The organism is Chryseobacterium hilariae (assembly GCF_051400735.1).
In the GTDB taxonomy this organism is placed as follows: Bacteria; Bacteroidota; Bacteroidia; order Flavobacteriales; family Weeksellaceae; genus Chryseobacterium.
This window is the reverse complement of the sequence record NZ_JBLFFJ010000001.1, coordinates 920633-937793: the sequence shown is the minus strand read 5'-3', so window position 1 is coordinate 937793 and position 17161 is coordinate 920633. Positions and strand designations below refer to the sequence as shown.

Here is a 17161-nt window from a genome sequence, read left to right as displayed (position 1 = left end):
AACACATTGCATTTTTGGGTGTTTTTCAAGAAATCCGGAACGCAATGATGTAATGAGTAGGGTGACAATGGTGTCATATAAGCAAAATCTTTTTTAATAGTAAAGTAATCTATTCAATTCTGCTAAAACTTGCCTATTTTTGATCAACTAAATTTCAAAATAAAAATGAAAGCCAAAGCTCCTTTTTATACTGCACTTATCATCGGAATGGCCTGTCTTCCATTATCTGCGCAGACAAAGTCCCAATTAAACAATGAGATTTCCAAAGTAGAAGCAGGACTGATGCCTGCGGTTCGTTTTCAGGGCGATCCTCTCTGGACCTTAGAATCCAGGATGAAACATTACAATATTCCCGGAGTGAGCATTGCAGTTATTAAAAATTCCAAAGTAATCTGGAGCAAGGCCTATGGTTTTGCAGATATAGAATCCAAAATTCCGGTAAATAACCAAACATTGTTTCAGGCAGCATCTATGAGTAAGCCGGTGAGTGTGTATGCAGCACTGTCTGAAGTTGAAGCCGGGAAAATAAATCCGGACGCTGATGTAAATACCTACCTGAAATCCTGGAAAATTCCCGAAAATGAATTTACAAAAGAAAAAAAAGTAAGTTTCAAAAATATAGCCAGTCACACGGCAGGATTTACCGTAAGCGGTTTTCCAGGATATGAACCCGGTAAGCCTGTTCCTACACTGGTTCAGCTTCTGAATGGCCAAAGCCCTTCCAATACTCCGGCTATTTTCGTAGATAAAGCTCCCGGAACACCTTTCAGGTATGCAGGTGGCGGATACTGTGTCATGCAGCAAATGATGATGGACATAGAAGGGAAAGATTTTACCACTATTATGAACGAGAAAGTACTGATACCTCTGAACATGAAGAACAGTACCTTTTCCCAACCTCTGTCTGAAGCCCAGGCCCAATTGGCTGCTACGGCATATAACCAGGAGGGTGTAAAGGTTGCCGGAAAACACCATATCTATCCTGAACAGGCGCCTGCCGGTTTATGGACCACTGCTGAAGATCTGTCAAAATTTATAATTGATGTCCAAAATACCCTCAGCGGTAAAAGCAGTACCATTATTTCACAAAAAACAGCTGAAGAATTTACAACCCCTTTTATTGATCCATTTATGGGATTGGGCGTCTTTCTGGAAAACAGAGAAGGGCACATCTATTTCAATCATGGAGGTTGGAACGAAGGCTTTTCAAGCAGGTTTATAGCCAGCAAAACAAGTGGTGACGGGATTGTTGTTTTAACCAATACCAACAAACCTGAGTTTGTAGAAGAACTGGTGCGCTCCGTAGCAGAAGTCTATCACTGGCCTGAGTTTAATTCTCCGGTTAATAAAGTTTTACCTTTAAATAATGAAGATTTCAGCTATACCGGACGTTACAGCAATGATACCTATGGTTTTTTCAAGATCTATAGTGAAAAAGGAAAGCTGATGGCGGTGAACAATACGGAAACTCCTATGGAACTTCTAAAAACGGGAAAAGATACTTATGCAGTCCGGGAATGGGATTTTAAGCTTAAGCTGGTGAAAAATAGCCAGACAGGAAAGACAGAACTGGAGCAGGTTCTCCGCAATGGTAAAATCAGAAAGGGTTTGAAGTTGAGTGACAATGAAAAAATTCCTTTGAAAATGATTCTGGAGGGAAATTTTGATGAAGGGCTCGAAGCCTACAGGAATGCAAAAATCAAAGAGGAGAATCACCATCTTCTTTCCGAAAATTATCTGAACGATGTAGGCTATTCATTACTCAACAAAAAAGATTTCACTAAAGCGATTGATGTTTTCCGTTTAAATACAGCGCTGTATCCCGGAAGTGCAAATGCTTACGACAGCCTGGGGGAAGCCTATATGAAGGCCGGACAAAAAGAAAAAGCAAAAGCGACCTATCAAAAACTACTGAAGATAAACCCTTCAAATGAAAATGCCGCAAATGTCTTAAAAACATTATAAAACAAACTGCTTTCATATTTTGAAGGCAGTTCTTAATTATCCGTATTTATAATGATGCAGGCTGATATTTTTTCCGTTGCCAGATATCAGAGACCTATTACAGGAATGGTTAGAATTCTTGCAATCATAAGTTTTTTTGGATAAGCCTATTGTTCAGTCATTTATCTAAAATATTGATACTTTTTATGGTTATAAGGAAATTTTTGCAAATATTTTTTTTGAAAATTAATTTATAAGTGTATATATGTGGTATGTAGGCATAAAATGATTAAAAAATCAATGTTTTTCGAAATTTTGTAAGTATTTTTGGCAGTATTTAAAAGTAAAATAAACCCAAGTACTGATTCATCTTATGATCTTAATTGTTGATGATAACCAAAGCAATCTCTATTCATTGAAAAAACTGCTGGAATCTAAAGACTTTCAGGTAGATACGGCCAGTTCCGGAGAAGAAGCATTAGGAAAAGCAATAAAAAATAATTATGCGCTCATTATTCTGGATGTGCAGATGCCTGGAATGGATGGTTTTGAAGTGGCCGAAACATTAGCAGACTACAGTAAAACAAAAGACGTTCCCATTATATTTTTATCCGCGGTCAATACCGAAAAGAAATTTATAACCCGAGGATATGCTTCAGGAGGGAAAGATTATGTCACAAAACCTGTAGATCCTGAAATTCTGTTGCTTAAAGTGAAAACTTTTTACAGTCTTCAGGAGCAGAATCTTGCTATGAAAAAGACCCAGCAGAGTCTGGAGCTGGAGGTTAAAGGAAGACGTGAATCGCAGGTGACCATGAAGTCCCAGATTGATCATTTCCAGCTAATGCTTGAATCTCTGCCGCAGATTGCATTTACACTCAATGAAGATGGAAATATAGAATTTGTCAACTGCAAATGGTACCAATACTCGGATACAGATGTGGATTTTCCTGAAGTGCATCCCGATGACCTTAATATCAGAGAAGAATTTAACCGCTGCCGCAAAAAGGGTCAGGCATTGGAACTTGAAGTCAGAATAAAAAAAGTGGATTCCGGAGAATACAGATATCATCTCTTGCGGATAACCCCGGTGAATGACGGAAACATAATAAAAAACTGGGTAGGGACCTTTACCGACATTGATGATCAGAAAAAAGTTGAAAAAGAAAAAGATGAATTCCTGAGCATCGCCAGCCATGAGCTGAAAACACCTTTAACCAGTATAAAAGCTTACGTTCAGCTTCTGGACCGTAAATTAAAATTGGATAAGCAAAGCGCTGAAGCAGGTTTTATGAACAAAGTGCAGGATCAGATAGAAAAGCTGAACACCCTGATCACCGATCTTCTTGATATTTCAAAAATAGAAAACGGAAAGCTTAAAATCAACAAAAAACCAACCAGCCTTGAAAACATTATCAGCAATGCGGTTGAAACCATTATTCAGACTCATGACGAAAATAAAGTCAAGATAAAACGGCATGGTATAAGCCCCGATATTCTGATTCCTTTAGATGAAATACGCATAGAACAGGTTCTCATTAACTTCCTGACCAACGCCATCAAATACTCACCCCAGAATAACCAGATTATAGTCACAACATTTGTAGACGAAGAAAAGCAGGAAGTAAAAGTAAGTGTCACGGATTTCGGAATAGGAATTCCGGACTTTAAGCAGGACGCCGTATTCCAGAAATTTTACCGCGTAGAAGAATCCTCGCTGCAGTTTCAGGGAATGGGCATAGGATTGTTTATCTGTTCAGAAATCATCAAACAGCACCACGGAACCATAGGAGTATCCAGTAAAGTAGAAGAAGGTTCTACTTTCTATTTTACGTTACCTTTAAACTAATTTCTCATGCCGAAAAAAATAATCAGAAATCTTCAGTTTGGGGTCGGGTTATCTTTGCTGATCCTTATTGCAAGTTCAGTTGCATCTTATCTGAGTATCCAAAGACAGATGGATCATCGTGAAAGCCTTTCTCAAAGCAGGAGATCAATAACAGCAGTAAAAGACGTTCTTGTTGCATTACTGGATGCAGAAACAGGAAGCAGAGGTTACCAGCTTACCGGAAAAGAAAGTTTTCTGGAGCCTTACAACCGCAGTTTAAGCGAATTTTCTAAGGCGATAGAACGGGTGAAATCCTTAGATATTTCAGATCAGAAACAGCTGCAGCGTTTAAATGACCTGGAAAAAAATGTTAACAGCAATATTGATAATTTAAAGCAGTTTGTCCAGAACAGACGGAATGGTATTATAATGACCCAGCAACAGATCCTGTTGAGCAAAAGCTATATGGACAGATGCCGCCAGATCGTCCGCGATTTTGTACAATACGAAGAAAACCAGCTTGAAATTAAAAATAAAGATCTCAACCGCTCATCCGGTACAACTGTCATGTTTATTATTGTTTCGGCAATAGCTGCAGTAATTGTCACGATATTCTTTTATTTTAAGCTCAGAGCAGATTTGATCCGAAGAGACAAACTAGAAAAAGAATTAAGATCAAAAGATCTGGAAATAAGCAGGCGTGTAAGTGCTGTTCAGCAGATTGCAAACAGGGTGGCCAATGGAGATTACAGCCAGAAAGCAGTAGATCATTCACAGGATGATCTCGGAGATCTGGTAGATTCCCTGAACCATATGACCGACTCACTGAAAAAGTCCTTCGAGAAGATCAATAAAAGTGACTGGCGCCAGAAAGGTTTAGCCTTACTCAACGAATCTCTGGTAGGCAATAAATCCGTGAAGGAAGTCTCTGATGCATCCTTAAACCAGCTTGTGGAATATAGTAAATGCATCAACGGTGCTTTATACCTTTTTGATGACGGAATCCTTAGGCTTAGTACAGCTTTCGGCCTGGAAAGTACAATGAAAAAAACTTTCGAGCCGGGAGAAGGAATGATCGGACAGGCTTTTGCCAATGAAAAAATGCAGGTCTATAACAACCTTCGTGAAGAAGATTTTGTCGTAAGCTTTGCCAGCAGCAGAATAAAAATTAACAGCATATTACTGTTTCCGGTTCATGCAGACGGCCACTGTATCGGGATACTGGAATTAGGATCAACATCAGATTTTGATGAAGACAAAATTAATTATTTTGCTGAAAGCAGCCGCAATATCGGAATTGCTTTAAATGCTGCCAAAGGCCGCGAAAAAGAACAGCAGCTTTTGGAAGAAACGCAGGCTCAATCGGAAGAACTGCAGGTACAACATGCTGAACTGGAAAATCTGAATACCGAACTGGAAGCCCAGACCCAGAAACTTCAGGCGTCTGAAGAAGAACTGAAAGTACAGCAAGAAGAACTGATGCAGGCCAATGCCGAACTGGAAGAACGTTCAAGATTGCTCGAAGAAAAAAATCACCTGATCGCAGAAAGAAACAGCGAAATCCAGAAAAAAGTAGAAGAACTTGCCTTAAGTACCAAGTACAAATCTGAATTTTTAGCCAACATGTCCCACGAACTGAGGACTCCGCTGAATTCAATTCTTCTTCTCTCGAGATTAATGGCCGAAAATCCTGATGAAAACCTGAATGAAGACCAGATAGAATCTGCAAAAGTTATTCAGAGCTCCGGAAGCAGCCTTCTGACTCTTATTGATGAGATTTTAGATCTGGCCAAAATAGAATCAGGTAAAATGTCACTGGAATATCAGGATGTTGCGATTGATGATGTGGTGAAAGATCTGAAAAACCTATTTAACCCGGTTGTTCAGGAAAAGAAACTTAAATTTGATATTCAGATAGAGCGTGATGTTGAAAAAACCATCGAGACCGACAGGCTTAGAGTAGATCAGGTGCTGCGTAACCTTTTGTCAAATGCTTTGAAATTTACATCAGAAGGAAGCATTGATCTGAACATAGCGAAAGACCCTAAAAATAAAGACTTTATTATTTTCACTGTAAAAGATACCGGAATCGGAATCCCTGAAGAAAAGCAGGCTATTATTTTTGAAGCATTCCAGCAGGCTGACGGCTCTACACGCCGCAGATTTGGCGGAACCGGATTAGGACTCTCCATAAGCCGTGAAATTGCCCGGCTGCTTGGAGGAGAATTAACCCTGAAAAGTAAAGTAAATGAAGGTAGCAAATTCAGCCTGATTATTCCCGTAAAGGCTGTAGATGAAACAGTTCAGCCTGAAACTGACCAGCATTTGGTGGATATTATCCGTGAAGATGTTGAAGAGATTCAGAATATTTTAGAAGACACAGAATCCCAGCCAGCCTTACCTGTTGAAATATTGCCAATTCCGGAAGCTATAGACGATGACCGGGATGCCATAACCGCACAGGATAAGGTAATTTTAATTGTTGAAGATGATATTCATTTTGCTAAGGCTCTCCTCAAATATGCCCGTATGAACCATTACAGAGGAGTAGTGGTGGTAAGAGGAGATTATGCGTTATCCGCAGCTGTTCAGTATCATCCCCAGGCTATTTTACTCGATGTTCAGCTACCGGTGAAAGACGGCTGGCAGGTGATGGACGAGCTTAAATCCAACGCTTCAACCAGGCATATTCCCGTGCATATGATGTCCGTGCTGCAGCTTGAAAAAGAAAGTCTGATGAAAGGGGCTATTGATTTCATTAATAAGCCTATGGCACTTGATAAAATGACCGATGTTTTCAGGAAAATTGAAGAAGCCCTTCTGAAATCTCCCCAAAAGGTCTTAATTGTAGAAAACAATGCTAAACATGCCAGCGCGCTGGCTTATTTCCTGAGCAATTTCAATATTTCCTTATCAGTGGAAAATAATGTGGAAGACAGCGTGAAAGCCCTGACATCATCTCATGTGGATTGCGTCATCCTGGAAGCTTCAAAAGGGAATGAATACCAGATCATTGAATCTATCAAAAGTTATGAAGGACTGGAGAACCTGCCCATCATTATTTTTACAGAACACAGTCTGTCCAAATCCGAAGAACTTAAAATCAAGCAGTATGCGGATTCCATTGTCGTAAAAACCGCCCATTCTTACGAAAGGATTTTAGATGAAGTAGGTTTGTTCCTGCATTTGGTGGAAGAGAAAAATAATTCTGTTGAAACAGCCAGAAACAAAGTTTTAGGATCGTTGACCGAAGTATTAAGCGGCAAAAAAATCCTGATTACCGATGATGATGTCCGTAATATCTTCTCTTTAACCAAAGCATTAGAAAAGTATAAAGTTGAGGTCGTTGTTGCCATGGATGGAAAACATGCCCTGCAGCAGATCAAAGAGCATAAAGATATAGATGTTATTTTAATGGATATGATGATGCCGGAAATGGACGGCTACGAAACCATAAAAGAGATCAGGAAAATGCCTGCTCTTACAAGGCTTCCTATTATTGCCATTACAGCAAAATCTATGATTGGTGACCGTGAAAAATGTATCGAGGCCGGAGCCTCAGATTATATCTCGAAACCTGTGGATATTGATCAGTTATTGTCCTTACTGCGTGTCTGGTTATATGAAAGTTAAATGATGAAAAAGAAAATTTTAATTGTGGACGATGATCCACGTAATATATTTGCACTTAAGCTGACCCTGAAATCCCGTGGATATCAGATTGAAAGTTGTATCAGTGCTCAGGTAGCTATTCAGGTTTTAAAAGAAAATGAAACAGATATTGTCCTTATGGATATGATGATGCCTGAAATGGACGGTTATGAAGCTATAAAGATGATCAGAAATACACCGGCTATCAGCCAGATTCCTGTAATTGCTGTTACAGCACAGGCAATGCCCGAAGACCGTCAGAAATGTCTCGATGCCGGAGCCCAGGATTACGTATCAAAACCGATTGATGTAGATCAGCTGATTGCAGCCATAGAAAAATTATCATAAATGTTAGAGCCCAGCATTGTAAAAGATGAAGAAATTGAATACCTCATAAAAGATGTTTATGAGATGTATGGCTATGACTTTTCCGAGTACAGCAGAGCTTCATTTAAGCGTCGGGTAAACCGTATCTGCCTTATTGACAGGTTTACCAGCTTTGCGGAGCTCAGGTATACTATTCTTAATGATCCGGAATATCTGAAGCGTTTTGTAGAAGAAATAACGGTGAATGTTACTGAAATGTTCCGTGATCCCCATTTCTTTAAAGCACTCAGGGAAAAGATTCTGCCGCAGCTCGGGACCTATCCGCTGATCAGGATTTGGGTAGCGGGCTGTTCCACCGGCGAAGAAGCTTATTCCATGGCTATATTGCTTAAAGAAGCCAATCTGTATCACAAATCGCTGATCTACGGCACAGATCTCAATCCATCCGTTTTGGAAACTGCGCGTTCAGGAGTTTTTCCTTTACAGCAAATGAAAACCTATTCGGAAAACTATATCTTATCCGGCGGTAAAAAAGACTTTTCAGATTATTATACCGCGAACTATGACAGTGTAAAATTTGATAAAAGTTTACAGGAAAAACTGATTTTATCTACTCATAACCTGGTTTCGGACAGTTCTTTTAACAGCTTTCAACTAATCATCTGCAGAAATGTACTGATCTATTTTGACAGGGAATTGCAGGAACGTGTCTTTAAACTTTTTGATAACAGCCTTGAAAATTTAGGCTATCTCGCACTGGGAGCAAAAGAAACCCTTAGGTTTTCCAAGCTGGATAAAAATTACCATCAGGTAGATGACCAGCGCATTTGGAAGAAAGCAGAGCATATCTAAAAACATGATCATGGAAACAGAAAACGTAAAAACAGAATTAGTGGTGATAGGAGGGTCTGCGGGAAGTCTGCAGGTCATTCTTGAAATGCTTAAAAATTTAAAAGACAAGCTCAGTTTCCCTATTGTTCTGATACTGCATCGTAAAGCTTATTCAACCAATATCCTTCAGACCCTGTTGCAGCAGTTTATTTCCATTGAAGTGGTGGAGATTGATGATAAAACAGAAATTCAGAACAATAAAGTGTATGTAGTTCCTGCAGATTACCATCTCCTTTTTGAGAACAAAAGTATGATGTCTCTGGATTTTTCGGAGAAAATGAACTATTCACGTCCATCTATTGATGTGACTTTCAAATCTGCCGCAGAAGTATATGGTGAAAACCTGGTAGGTGTTCTGTTGTCAGGTGCCAATGCCGATGGAGTGGGAGGCTTGGGATTTATTAAAAAAAATAAAGGAAAAGTCTGGATCCAGGAACCCGAGACCGCCGAGGTAGATTATATGCCCAGGCATGCCCTGCAGGAAGTTGTCTGCGATTTAATCATTAAGCCGGATAATCTGGCAGGCCATATCAATCAATTGTAATAATAAATTTAAACAACCCCTAAAGATTAAATAGAACAAATATGAGTACAAAGAAAATTTTGATTTTTGATGATGATACCACTATTTTAGAAATCATTACCATCATTTTTGAGGAAAATGGATATCAGGTCGAAATTTCAGAAACATCTCATGATATTTTGGAAAAAGTTTCCCAGTTTCAGCCGGATGTTATTCTTATGGATAACTGGATTCCAAAAATTGGAGGAGTTCAGGCAACCCAGCTTCTGAAGAGCCACGAAGAATTCAGGTCAATCCCCGTTATTTATGTAACGGCCAATAATGACATCGTGAGCCTGGCACAGGAAGCTCAGGCTGATGATTATGTGGCAAAGCCGTTCAATCTTGATGATCTGGAGGAAAAAGTGGCTAAATATTTACAAGAATAAAAAATGGATTGTTTCAAAAGTCATGCAAATACAATAGTATTAGAATAAATAGAAGAATCCTTACATCACCTGTAAGGATTTTTTTGATTTAAATAATCTTTCTGACAGGAAGGTACTTTATTTCCTCAAAATGTTTGATTCTTTCACGGATAAGATCAACAGTGCATTTTCCATTGTTAATTTCAGTAATCAGTGCGGTTACAAATAATTTCAGTTCCGGATAAAGTAGTATTTTGTTTGTAAACGTAGAAACAATGATGGTCTTTTTAGATACAATATTCTGCGTAAAAGTATATTCACCTTCCAGATCAACGGTTGAGTAAAACCGGTCCGTTATACTAATGGATAAATACCGGTGTATCAGGTCTATATTTTCTAACATGTTTTCCATCTGGTGTATTTATATGATATACAATAATATTTATGCCATAATTGCTTTTTAGAGATTTTTTATGATAAGCTGCAACGAAGATGATCATTGGATATATTAAAATAAATATTATCTTGCTGTTCACAGGCAATTGTAGAAAATTCTAAAAACCTATAAAATTATATCTGCTTTAACATGTTGAAAGATATCATCGCCAAAAATCTCACCGTTATTTTCTGTGGAATCAATCCTGGTTTAAAATCGGCTGAAGAAGGACACCATTTTTCAGGAAAGAGCAACCGGTTCTGGAAAGTCTTGCACAAGGCAGGATTTACTCCGTACCAGATCGAAGCTGGGAACGACAGGAGCCTTTTGAATTTCGGATACGGGCTCACCACTGCTGTAGCAAGAGCAACATCCCGCGCGGATGAACTTTCAAAAGATGAATTCAACAGTTCCCTGGAAATTTTTAAAATAAAAATGACGGAATTTCAGCCAAAATATATTGTATTTCTCGGTAAGGCAGCATACAAATCTTTTTCAGGAAAAAAAGAAATTCTGTGGGGTCCGCAGCCCGAAGATTTTTGTGGCTGCCGGGTCTGGGTCTTACCGAATACAAGCGGTTTGAACCGCGGATTTAGTTTAGATGATCTTGTTCAGGCTTATGGAGATTTTTATAGAGAGATTCATGAAAATGTTCATAAAATTTGATGTTTTTAAATGGATCACAGAATCTTGCCATCAATTTTTAAAATGTATTTAACAGATTTCCTATTTTTGCCAAAATCTCAATATTCATGAAGAATGTCCTGAGCTGGATATTAATTGTATTTCTTACCATTTCTCTTTTGAATAACTGTTTCAGCAATAGTATTCAAAAGGAAATCAGAGAAAAATCCTCGTTCCTTGCAGAACTGAGGAAATTATATTCTTCCAGAGACCCTTCGAAATGGCCAAAACCGATCCTGGATCCACAAGCCGTACCTTATTTTTCTGAAATAGGTCATCTTCCGGAAGTCCAGTCTCCCGCAGATAATCCTTATTCAGAAGCTAAAGCATTGCTGGGAAAAACACTTTTCTTTGATCCACGGCTTTCCAAATCCAATCAGATTGCATGCGCTTCCTGTCATGATCCTGAACTCGGATGGTGCGATAACCGAACTCTCTCTTTCGGACACGACAGGCAGCTCGGTACCAGAAACGCAATGAGTATCATGAATGTAGCTTATGCGCGGTCATTATTTTGGGACGGCCGTGCCGCATCCCTTGAAGAGCAGTCGGAAGTGCCAATTCGTGATGAAAGAGAAATGAACGGACATATTGATCTCGCAGCCGGAAAAATTGCAAAAATTAAAGGCTATGAAATGCTGTTTGAAAAAGCTTTTGGGGATAAAATAGTTTCAAAGGACAGGATTTCCAAGGCAATAGCCGCTTTTGAGAGAAGTATAAGGAGCGGAACTTCTAAATTTGATCAGTTCATTGATGGAAAAACAGATGCTTATTCTGATGATGAACTCATGGGTTTACATCTTTTCCGGACCAAAGCCCAGTGCATGAACTGCCACAGCTCTGGTTATTTTTCCAATAATCAGTTTGAAAATGTAGGAACTTCTTTATTGGGATCGAAAGAAGAAGATCTGGGCCGGTATCTGGTGACCAAAAACCCGGAAGATGCCGGGAAATTCCGGGTACCCGGACTGCGTGAAGTCGCGAGAACAGGACCCTGGATGCATAACGGCTCTATGGCCACCCTTACGGAGGTGATCCGGTTTTATAGCAGAGGAAATCCTGAACATTCCCAAAAGCGGTCGACAGTTCATGAGGGAATAAGCCTTTCTTCTGAGAAATCAGGTTTTGTAAGGCTGCTGGATCTTACGGATGAAGAAATTGCCCAGCTGGAAGCATTTCTGCGGACTTTATCTACAAAACCGGAAAGAGTTCTACCGCCTGTATTGCCACAGTAAATTAACACTCATATAGCTGGAAATAAAAGATTCATTGGCTCAGAATGTAAAGCTTTTTTGCTACATTTATAGAGCAATAATCCGAAATCATTATCCACTTATGAATATTGAACTTTTTTCAAAGAATGCTTTAGTAGGAGCTGCTACCCAGGGAATCGGCGCAGGAATAGCATTGGAGCTGGCAAAATGCGGTGCTAACGTAACTGTAATGGCCCGCAATGAAGCAAAACTTAAAAAGATGGTGTCTTCATTACCTGTAATCAATTCCGGTCAGAAGCATCAATATCTGGTGGCCGATTTTTCTAATTTTGAAGAATACAGAAGGATTATTTCCGGATATTTCAGCAATAACTCTATAGATATCCTGGTTAACAATACCAATGGTCCGGAACCGGGGCAGGCACTGGATAAAAATGTTGATGATTATCAGAAAGCATTTGACCTGCTTTTTAAAACGGTTTGTGAGACAACTTTACTGGCTTTACCGCATATGATCAAACAGAAAAGCGGGCGTATCATTAATGTTTCTTCATTATCTGTCAAAGAGCCGATCAATAATTTATCCCTTTCCAATTCCATTCGTTCAGCGGTGATTGCCTGGGCAAAGACATTATCCAATGAAGTGGCACAGCATCAGATCACGATTAACAATATTCTGACAGGATATTTTGATACGGAGCGTATTCAGAATCTCATCAGCCATGAGTCACAGCAGACAGGAAAATCCCAGGAAGAAATAAAAAAAGCGAGAGAAAATAAAATTCCGATGAAAAGGCTCGGCAAAACTGAAGAATATGGTCATCTGGCTGCTTTTCTGGCATCGGAATATTCATCTTATCTTACCGGAGCCAGTATTCCTTTGGATGGAGGACTGAATAATACCTATTAATTCTGAGGAAGATATTCAGATAAAAACTTATAATTGTATTACGTTTCTTAATGATCATGTAATAATTCCCCAATCTGGGTTGTCTTACTATGTATTGAAACTACATAGTTTATGAAGAACTGGTCTTTTAAAAAATGGAACACTGTTTTAGGATGGGTTATTTTCGTTATCGCACTGATTACTTATTTCTCCACCATGGAACATTATCTTAGTTTCTGGGACTGCGGCGAGTACATTTCCTCAGCTGTAAAACTTGAAGTAACGCATGCTCCCGGAGCAGCTTTATTCCAGATTGTGGGTGCTATGACCAGTATATTGGCATTGGAAAATGAACAGAATTATGCTATTGTGATCAATGCAATGTCTTCACTCTTTAGTGCATTGACCATTTTATTTCTGTTCTGGACGATTACCCATTTTGTAAGAAGGCTTTTGAACAAAGACTTTGATGAAATTACAAAACACCAGGAAATCTCCATTCTTTTTGCAGGAGCGGTAGGCGCATTATGCTTTACCTTTTCAGATACTTTCTGGTTTTCTGCCGTAGAAGGAGAGGTGTATTCCATGGCTTCCCTGTTTATTGCCCTGCTGGTATGGCTCATCACCAAATGGGAAAACGAATACCTTGCGAAAGACAGCGAAAGATGGATCATCCTTATTTTCTTTGTATTGGGGCTTTCTGTAGGAGTACACATGATGGGGATGTTGGCAGTTCCGGCCGTATGTCTGGTGTATTATGCAAGAAACTACAAATTTACATGGAAAAATTTTATCTGGGCCAACGCAATCACACTGGGAATTCTGATTATTGTTTTCAAAATTATCTTCCCATTGATCATGACCATGTTCGGAAGACTGGAAATATTCTTTGTCAATGGGCTTGGACTTCCTTTCCATTCAGGAACGATCGCTGCATTTATTTTAATGACAGCAGCATGCTATTTTATTATTAAATATGCAAGAAGAGCCAAGAAAAATATATATCAGACTGCTGCATTGTCAATAGTTTTCATGATTATTGGTTTCTCATGCTGGATGGTGATTCCGATCAGAGCGAATGCGAATCCTCCAATGAACCTTAATGATCCTGATACTGCCATTGGTATGCTGGATTATTATAACAGGGAGCAATACGGTGATTGGCCAACTATCTACGGTCAAAACTATACCGCTTTCCTTGATGCGAACGGAATGGAGAAAAATGAAGACGGAAGTTTCAAAACAAAAAAGACCGGAGATATCTATGAAAAAGATGAAAAAACTGGAACCTACAGAAAAACCGGTGACCGGTTCAATTACCTATTCAGTAAGTCTCAGATCAGCTTAATGCCAAGAATGTTCAATCAGGACAAGGATGTAATGGCAAACTACATTTCTATGTACGGAGCCCCTGATTTTACCTTCAATTATGCCAATGAAGAAGTGACAGACAATCCACAGGCTAAACAGATATTTGATGAGCTGAGAGCAAAATATGAAGACAAATCCATTACGGCAGCAGATTATCTGAAAGTAAAACCTTATAACCTGATCAATGTTCAGAAGCCTTCACTAGCTCAGAATATGGATTATTTCATTACCTTCCAGAACGGGTATTACTTTGTAAGATACCTGATGTGGAACTTCGTGGGAAGGCAGAATGATCTTGAAGGCAAAATGGAGAATACAAGAGGAAACTGGATCTCCGGAATTCCTTTTATAGACAATGCCTTACTTGGGAACCAGGATAAAATGCCTGCAAAATTCAAGAATGAAAGCACGGTTAAATTCTTCTTTTTACCCTTAATCTTAGGATTGATCGGTTTCTTTTTCCAGCTTAACAGGGACTTTGGAAGATTCTATGCACTGCTTTCATTGTTTATTTTAACAAGTGTTGGAATTGTTTTCTACACAGGTGTAAAACCTTTTGAAGTAAGGGAAAGAGATTATGCAATGGTAGGCTCATTCTATGCATTTGCGATCTGGATCGGCCTTGGAGCCGGAGCTATTTTATGGTTTATCCAATCTAAGATAAAATCAAACGGAGCAAACATTGCTTTAGGAATAGTTTTATTAGGTATCCCTTTTATGATGGGATTCCAGAACTATACACCGCATGACCGCAGCAAAAAATCGGCGGCACGTGACTATGCCTATTCATTTTTGAAATCACTGTCTAAAGATGATATCATTTTTATCTATGGTGATAACGATACCTTTCCTGTATGGGCGATTCAGGAAACAGAAAGGTTCCGTGATGACGTAAAAACCGTAAATTTCACTCTGTTGGCGACCCCATGGTATATTGATCAGGTAAAAAGAAAAACATACAATGCAGCGGCAATTCCGAGTGAACTCACTCATGAAGATTACAGAGACGGAGTGAATGACCAGATCTACATGATGAAGAAAGAAGACTGGGAAGGCGTTTTTTCTATGCTGAAAGAACAGGGTGTCCCTGATACACAATTCGGAGCCTTCAGAAAATACCTTACAGAGGATTCATTGACATTGAAGGAGGCAATCAACTTTCTAAAGTTTAAATCTCCTGAAAAAGATGAGCTTCTGAAAATGTACTTCGGGGAAGAAAAATATGCAGAATACAATATCCTTCCGGTAAACAAATTCATTCTTCCTGTTAATAAAGAAAATGCATTAAAAGCAGGAATCATCACTCAGGCGGATCTTCCGGATGTGGTGAACCAAATCATGATTACCTATAAAGGAAACACGCTTTATAAAAACAACCTCATGATGCTGGATATGCTGGCGAATTTCGATTGGAAACGTCCAATCAACTTCTCATCAGGGGGAATTTACGACAGTGAGAATATCTTTTACCTTGACGAATATCTTCAGTTTGAAGGTTTCAGCTACAAATTAGTGCCTATTCATACAGCTCCAAACCTGGATGGTGATATGGGCAGGGTAGATACTAATTCATTATATAATGTTGTGAAAAACTTCAGATGGGGAAATTTTAAAGACCTGGGTATTCATTATGATGAAGCAGCCACCTCAAACATTATGGGCTACAGAATGACGGCCGGAAGGGCCGCTTCGGCATTGGCACTAAAAGGACAGAAAGCTAAAGCTATAGAATTATTAGACCTTGCCTCAAAAGAAATTCCTGCTGAAAAATATAATGATCCCCGCTCATTGAGCTCTATGGTCACCGGATATATCATTGCAGGACAGGAGAAAAAAGGCCTTCAGCTGGCAGAAATCCTTAAAAAAGAGATCTTTGAAGAATACGATTACTATCTGAGTCTTTCCCCAACATTTCAGAGGCAGTCAGCCAAGCAGATGAGAGTGAAGCCAATGGAATACTCGATGGTGGTATCAGCGGTAACAGATGCTTATAAGAAATTGGGACAGAATGAAAAGGCATATGCTTACCTGGTAAAATCTATAGAGCCTATCGATAAGAAGTTCAATGTTTTCATCAAAGAGCTTCAACAGATGGGTAAAGAAAAGGAAATGAAAGAATCTGAAAATGTACAGAAGATCACTCCTTTCTATCAATATTTGTTCGATGTGATGCAACCTTTTGATTCTACCTATTCAAAAGAAAAAGAAGACCAGATTACCAGGGCAATGATTAAAGCGATCCAATAGATGCCTTAAAAACTGAACAAAGAAAAAGTCCGGTATAGTCCGGACTTTTAATTTTATATATGATTGTTTGTTCTTGAATGAATTTAAATAACAGCTAATCAACCGGCTCCCATAATTGAATTTTGTTTCCTTCCAGATCCAGAATATGCAGGAATTTTCCATAATCATAAGTTTCGATAGTGTCCAGAATCGTAACGTTTTCTTTTTTTAATTCCTCTGCCAATGCCTCCAGATTTTCCACTCTGTAATTGATCATGAAATCTTTCGTAGAAGGTTCAAAATATTTGGTAGTTTCTGTAAAAGGAGCCCATTGCGTGATTCCTTTTTTCGTAGTATCTTCACTTTCACGCCATTCAAAACTGGTTCCGTAGGGAGTTGTCTCTAGACCGAGATGAGTTTTATACCAATCGTTCATAGCATCCGGATCTTTTGATTTGAAAAGGATGCCTCCGATTCCTGTTACTTTTTTCATGTCTGTTTTTTAGTCATTAGAATATAGGAAGGATGACAGGAAAACTGACCTCTGCTTCCTCCTGTTTTCAAATATATGTAAAACTTTTTTTCAAAAAACTAAATTACAAGAAATTGGACTTAAGTGATCAGTTTAACTCAATTCTGTATAAATCTTTAAACGGCAACAATATTTACATCACGTTAACACATCCAAAAGAGGTAGCAATAAAGTAGAATCTATCTTGGTTGATAACTAAAAAGCATCCTCAAATATAATTTTGAAGATGCTTCATTAG

Annotated in this window: 13 protein-coding genes; 11 read left to right on the top strand and 2 right to left on the bottom strand. The window is 38.9% G+C overall.

Features of this window, described 5'->3' with window-relative positions; all coding sequences use genetic code 11:
* The first annotated feature begins 165 nt into the window (after positions 1 to 165).
* The 7 genes from ACMGDK_RS04400 to ACMGDK_RS04370 all read left to right on the top strand — a co-directional run bounded on the left by ACMGDK_RS04400 (position 166) and on the right by ACMGDK_RS04370 (position 9592).
* A complete protein-coding gene (locus ACMGDK_RS04400) occupies positions 166 to 1965 on the top strand; it encodes a serine hydrolase (protein WP_436806812.1) in 1800 nt (599 codons plus the stop codon).
* 352 nt (positions 1966 to 2317) lie between these two features.
* Positions 2318 to 3793, top strand: coding sequence for a hybrid sensor histidine kinase/response regulator (locus tag ACMGDK_RS04395; protein WP_436806811.1), 1476 nt, complete (start codon positions 2318 to 2320; stop codon positions 3791 to 3793).
* 6 nt (positions 3794 to 3799) lie between these two features.
* Positions 3800 to 7405 carry a response regulator gene (locus tag ACMGDK_RS04390; RefSeq protein WP_436806810.1) on the top strand — a complete coding sequence of 1202 codons (3606 nt, stop codon included), beginning with the start codon at positions 3800 to 3802 and terminating at the stop codon, positions 7403 to 7405.
* Complete coding sequence (locus ACMGDK_RS04385) at positions 7406 to 7771, top strand: response regulator (RefSeq protein ID WP_436806809.1); 366 nt, start codon at positions 7406 to 7408, stop codon at positions 7769 to 7771. It abuts the gene before it with no gap.
* The gene (locus ACMGDK_RS04380; protein ID WP_436806808.1) at positions 7772 to 8602 is read left to right on the top strand and encodes a CheR family methyltransferase; all 831 of its coding nucleotides are present in this window, start codon (positions 7772 to 7774) and stop codon (positions 8600 to 8602) included.
* Positions 8603 to 8612: 10 nt separating this feature from the next.
* Positions 8613 to 9185, top strand: coding sequence for a chemotaxis protein CheB (locus ACMGDK_RS04375; protein ID WP_436806807.1), 573 nt, complete (start codon positions 8613 to 8615; stop codon positions 9183 to 9185).
* Between the two features lie 41 nt (positions 9186 to 9226).
* The gene (locus ACMGDK_RS04370) at positions 9227 to 9592 is read left to right on the top strand and encodes a response regulator (RefSeq protein WP_436806806.1); all 366 of its coding nucleotides are present in this window, start codon (positions 9227 to 9229) and stop codon (positions 9590 to 9592) included.
* An 88-nt stretch (positions 9593 to 9680) separates the two neighbouring features.
* Here the strand turns inward: ACMGDK_RS04370 and ACMGDK_RS04365 are convergent, their stop codons facing one another.
* The gene (locus ACMGDK_RS04365) at positions 9681 to 9983 is read right to left on the bottom strand and encodes a hypothetical protein (protein WP_436806805.1); all 303 of its coding nucleotides are present in this window, start codon (positions 9981 to 9983) and stop codon (positions 9681 to 9683) included.
* A gap of 174 nt (positions 9984 to 10157) precedes the next feature.
* Between ACMGDK_RS04365 and mug the strand changes: the two genes are divergently transcribed.
* The 4 genes from mug to ACMGDK_RS04345 all read left to right on the top strand — a co-directional run bounded on the left by mug (position 10158) and on the right by ACMGDK_RS04345 (position 16412).
* The gene (gene mug, locus ACMGDK_RS04360) at positions 10158 to 10673 is read left to right on the top strand and encodes a G/U mismatch-specific DNA glycosylase (RefSeq protein ID WP_436806804.1); all 516 of its coding nucleotides are present in this window, start codon (positions 10158 to 10160) and stop codon (positions 10671 to 10673) included.
* Positions 10674 to 10759: 86 nt separating this feature from the next.
* Positions 10760 to 11926: a cytochrome-c peroxidase gene (locus ACMGDK_RS04355; protein WP_436806803.1), complete on the top strand. Its 1167-nt coding sequence runs from the start codon at positions 10760 to 10762 to the stop codon at positions 11924 to 11926.
* 100 nt (positions 11927 to 12026) lie between these two features.
* Entirely contained in the window at positions 12027 to 12815 is a 789-nt protein-coding gene (locus tag ACMGDK_RS04350; protein ID WP_436806802.1) for an SDR family oxidoreductase, read from the top strand.
* Positions 12816 to 12926: 111 nt separating this feature from the next.
* Positions 12927 to 16412, top strand: coding sequence for a glycosyltransferase family 117 protein (locus ACMGDK_RS04345; protein ID WP_436806801.1), 3486 nt, complete (start codon positions 12927 to 12929; stop codon positions 16410 to 16412).
* Positions 16413 to 16506: 94 nt separating this feature from the next.
* Here the strand turns inward: ACMGDK_RS04345 and ACMGDK_RS04340 are convergent, their stop codons facing one another.
* Positions 16507 to 16884, bottom strand: a complete 378-nt coding sequence (locus ACMGDK_RS04340; protein ID WP_436806800.1) for a VOC family protein — start codon at positions 16882 to 16884, stop codon at positions 16507 to 16509.
* Positions 16885 to 17161 lie beyond the last annotated feature (277 nt).

Excerpts from the sequence above, each read along its gene's own strand:
- ACMGDK_RS04400 (WP_436806812.1), top strand. The coding sequence starts at position 166 with ATGAAAGCCAAAGCTCCTTTTTATACTGCACTTATCATCGGAATGGCC.
- ACMGDK_RS04375 (WP_436806807.1), top strand. The coding sequence starts at position 8,613 with ATGGAAACAGAAAACGTAAAAACAGAATTAGTGGTGATAGGAGGGTCT.
- ACMGDK_RS04345 (WP_436806801.1), top strand. The coding sequence starts at position 12,927 with ATGAAGAACTGGTCTTTTAAAAAATGGAACACTGTTTTAGGATGGGTT.
- ACMGDK_RS04340 (WP_436806800.1), bottom strand. The coding sequence starts at position 16,884 with ATGAAAAAAGTAACAGGAATCGGAGGCATCCTTTTCAAATCAAAAGAT.
- ACMGDK_RS04350 (WP_436806802.1), top strand. The coding sequence starts at position 12,027 with ATGAATATTGAACTTTTTTCAAAGAATGCTTTAGTAGGAGCTGCTACC.
- ACMGDK_RS04395 (WP_436806811.1), top strand. The coding sequence starts at position 2,318 with ATGATCTTAATTGTTGATGATAACCAAAGCAATCTCTATTCATTGAAA.
- ACMGDK_RS04365 (WP_436806805.1), bottom strand. The coding sequence starts at position 9,983 with ATGGAAAACATGTTAGAAAATATAGACCTGATACACCGGTATTTATCC.
- ACMGDK_RS04355 (WP_436806803.1), top strand. The coding sequence starts at position 10,760 with ATGAAGAATGTCCTGAGCTGGATATTAATTGTATTTCTTACCATTTCT.
- ACMGDK_RS04390 (WP_436806810.1), top strand. The coding sequence starts at position 3,800 with ATGCCGAAAAAAATAATCAGAAATCTTCAGTTTGGGGTCGGGTTATCT.
- ACMGDK_RS04385 (WP_436806809.1), top strand. The coding sequence starts at position 7,406 with ATGATGAAAAAGAAAATTTTAATTGTGGACGATGATCCACGTAATATA.
- ACMGDK_RS04370 (WP_436806806.1), top strand. The coding sequence starts at position 9,227 with ATGAGTACAAAGAAAATTTTGATTTTTGATGATGATACCACTATTTTA.
- ACMGDK_RS04380 (WP_436806808.1), top strand. The coding sequence starts at position 7,772 with ATGTTAGAGCCCAGCATTGTAAAAGATGAAGAAATTGAATACCTCATA.
- mug (WP_436806804.1), top strand. The coding sequence starts at position 10,158 with ATGTTGAAAGATATCATCGCCAAAAATCTCACCGTTATTTTCTGTGGA.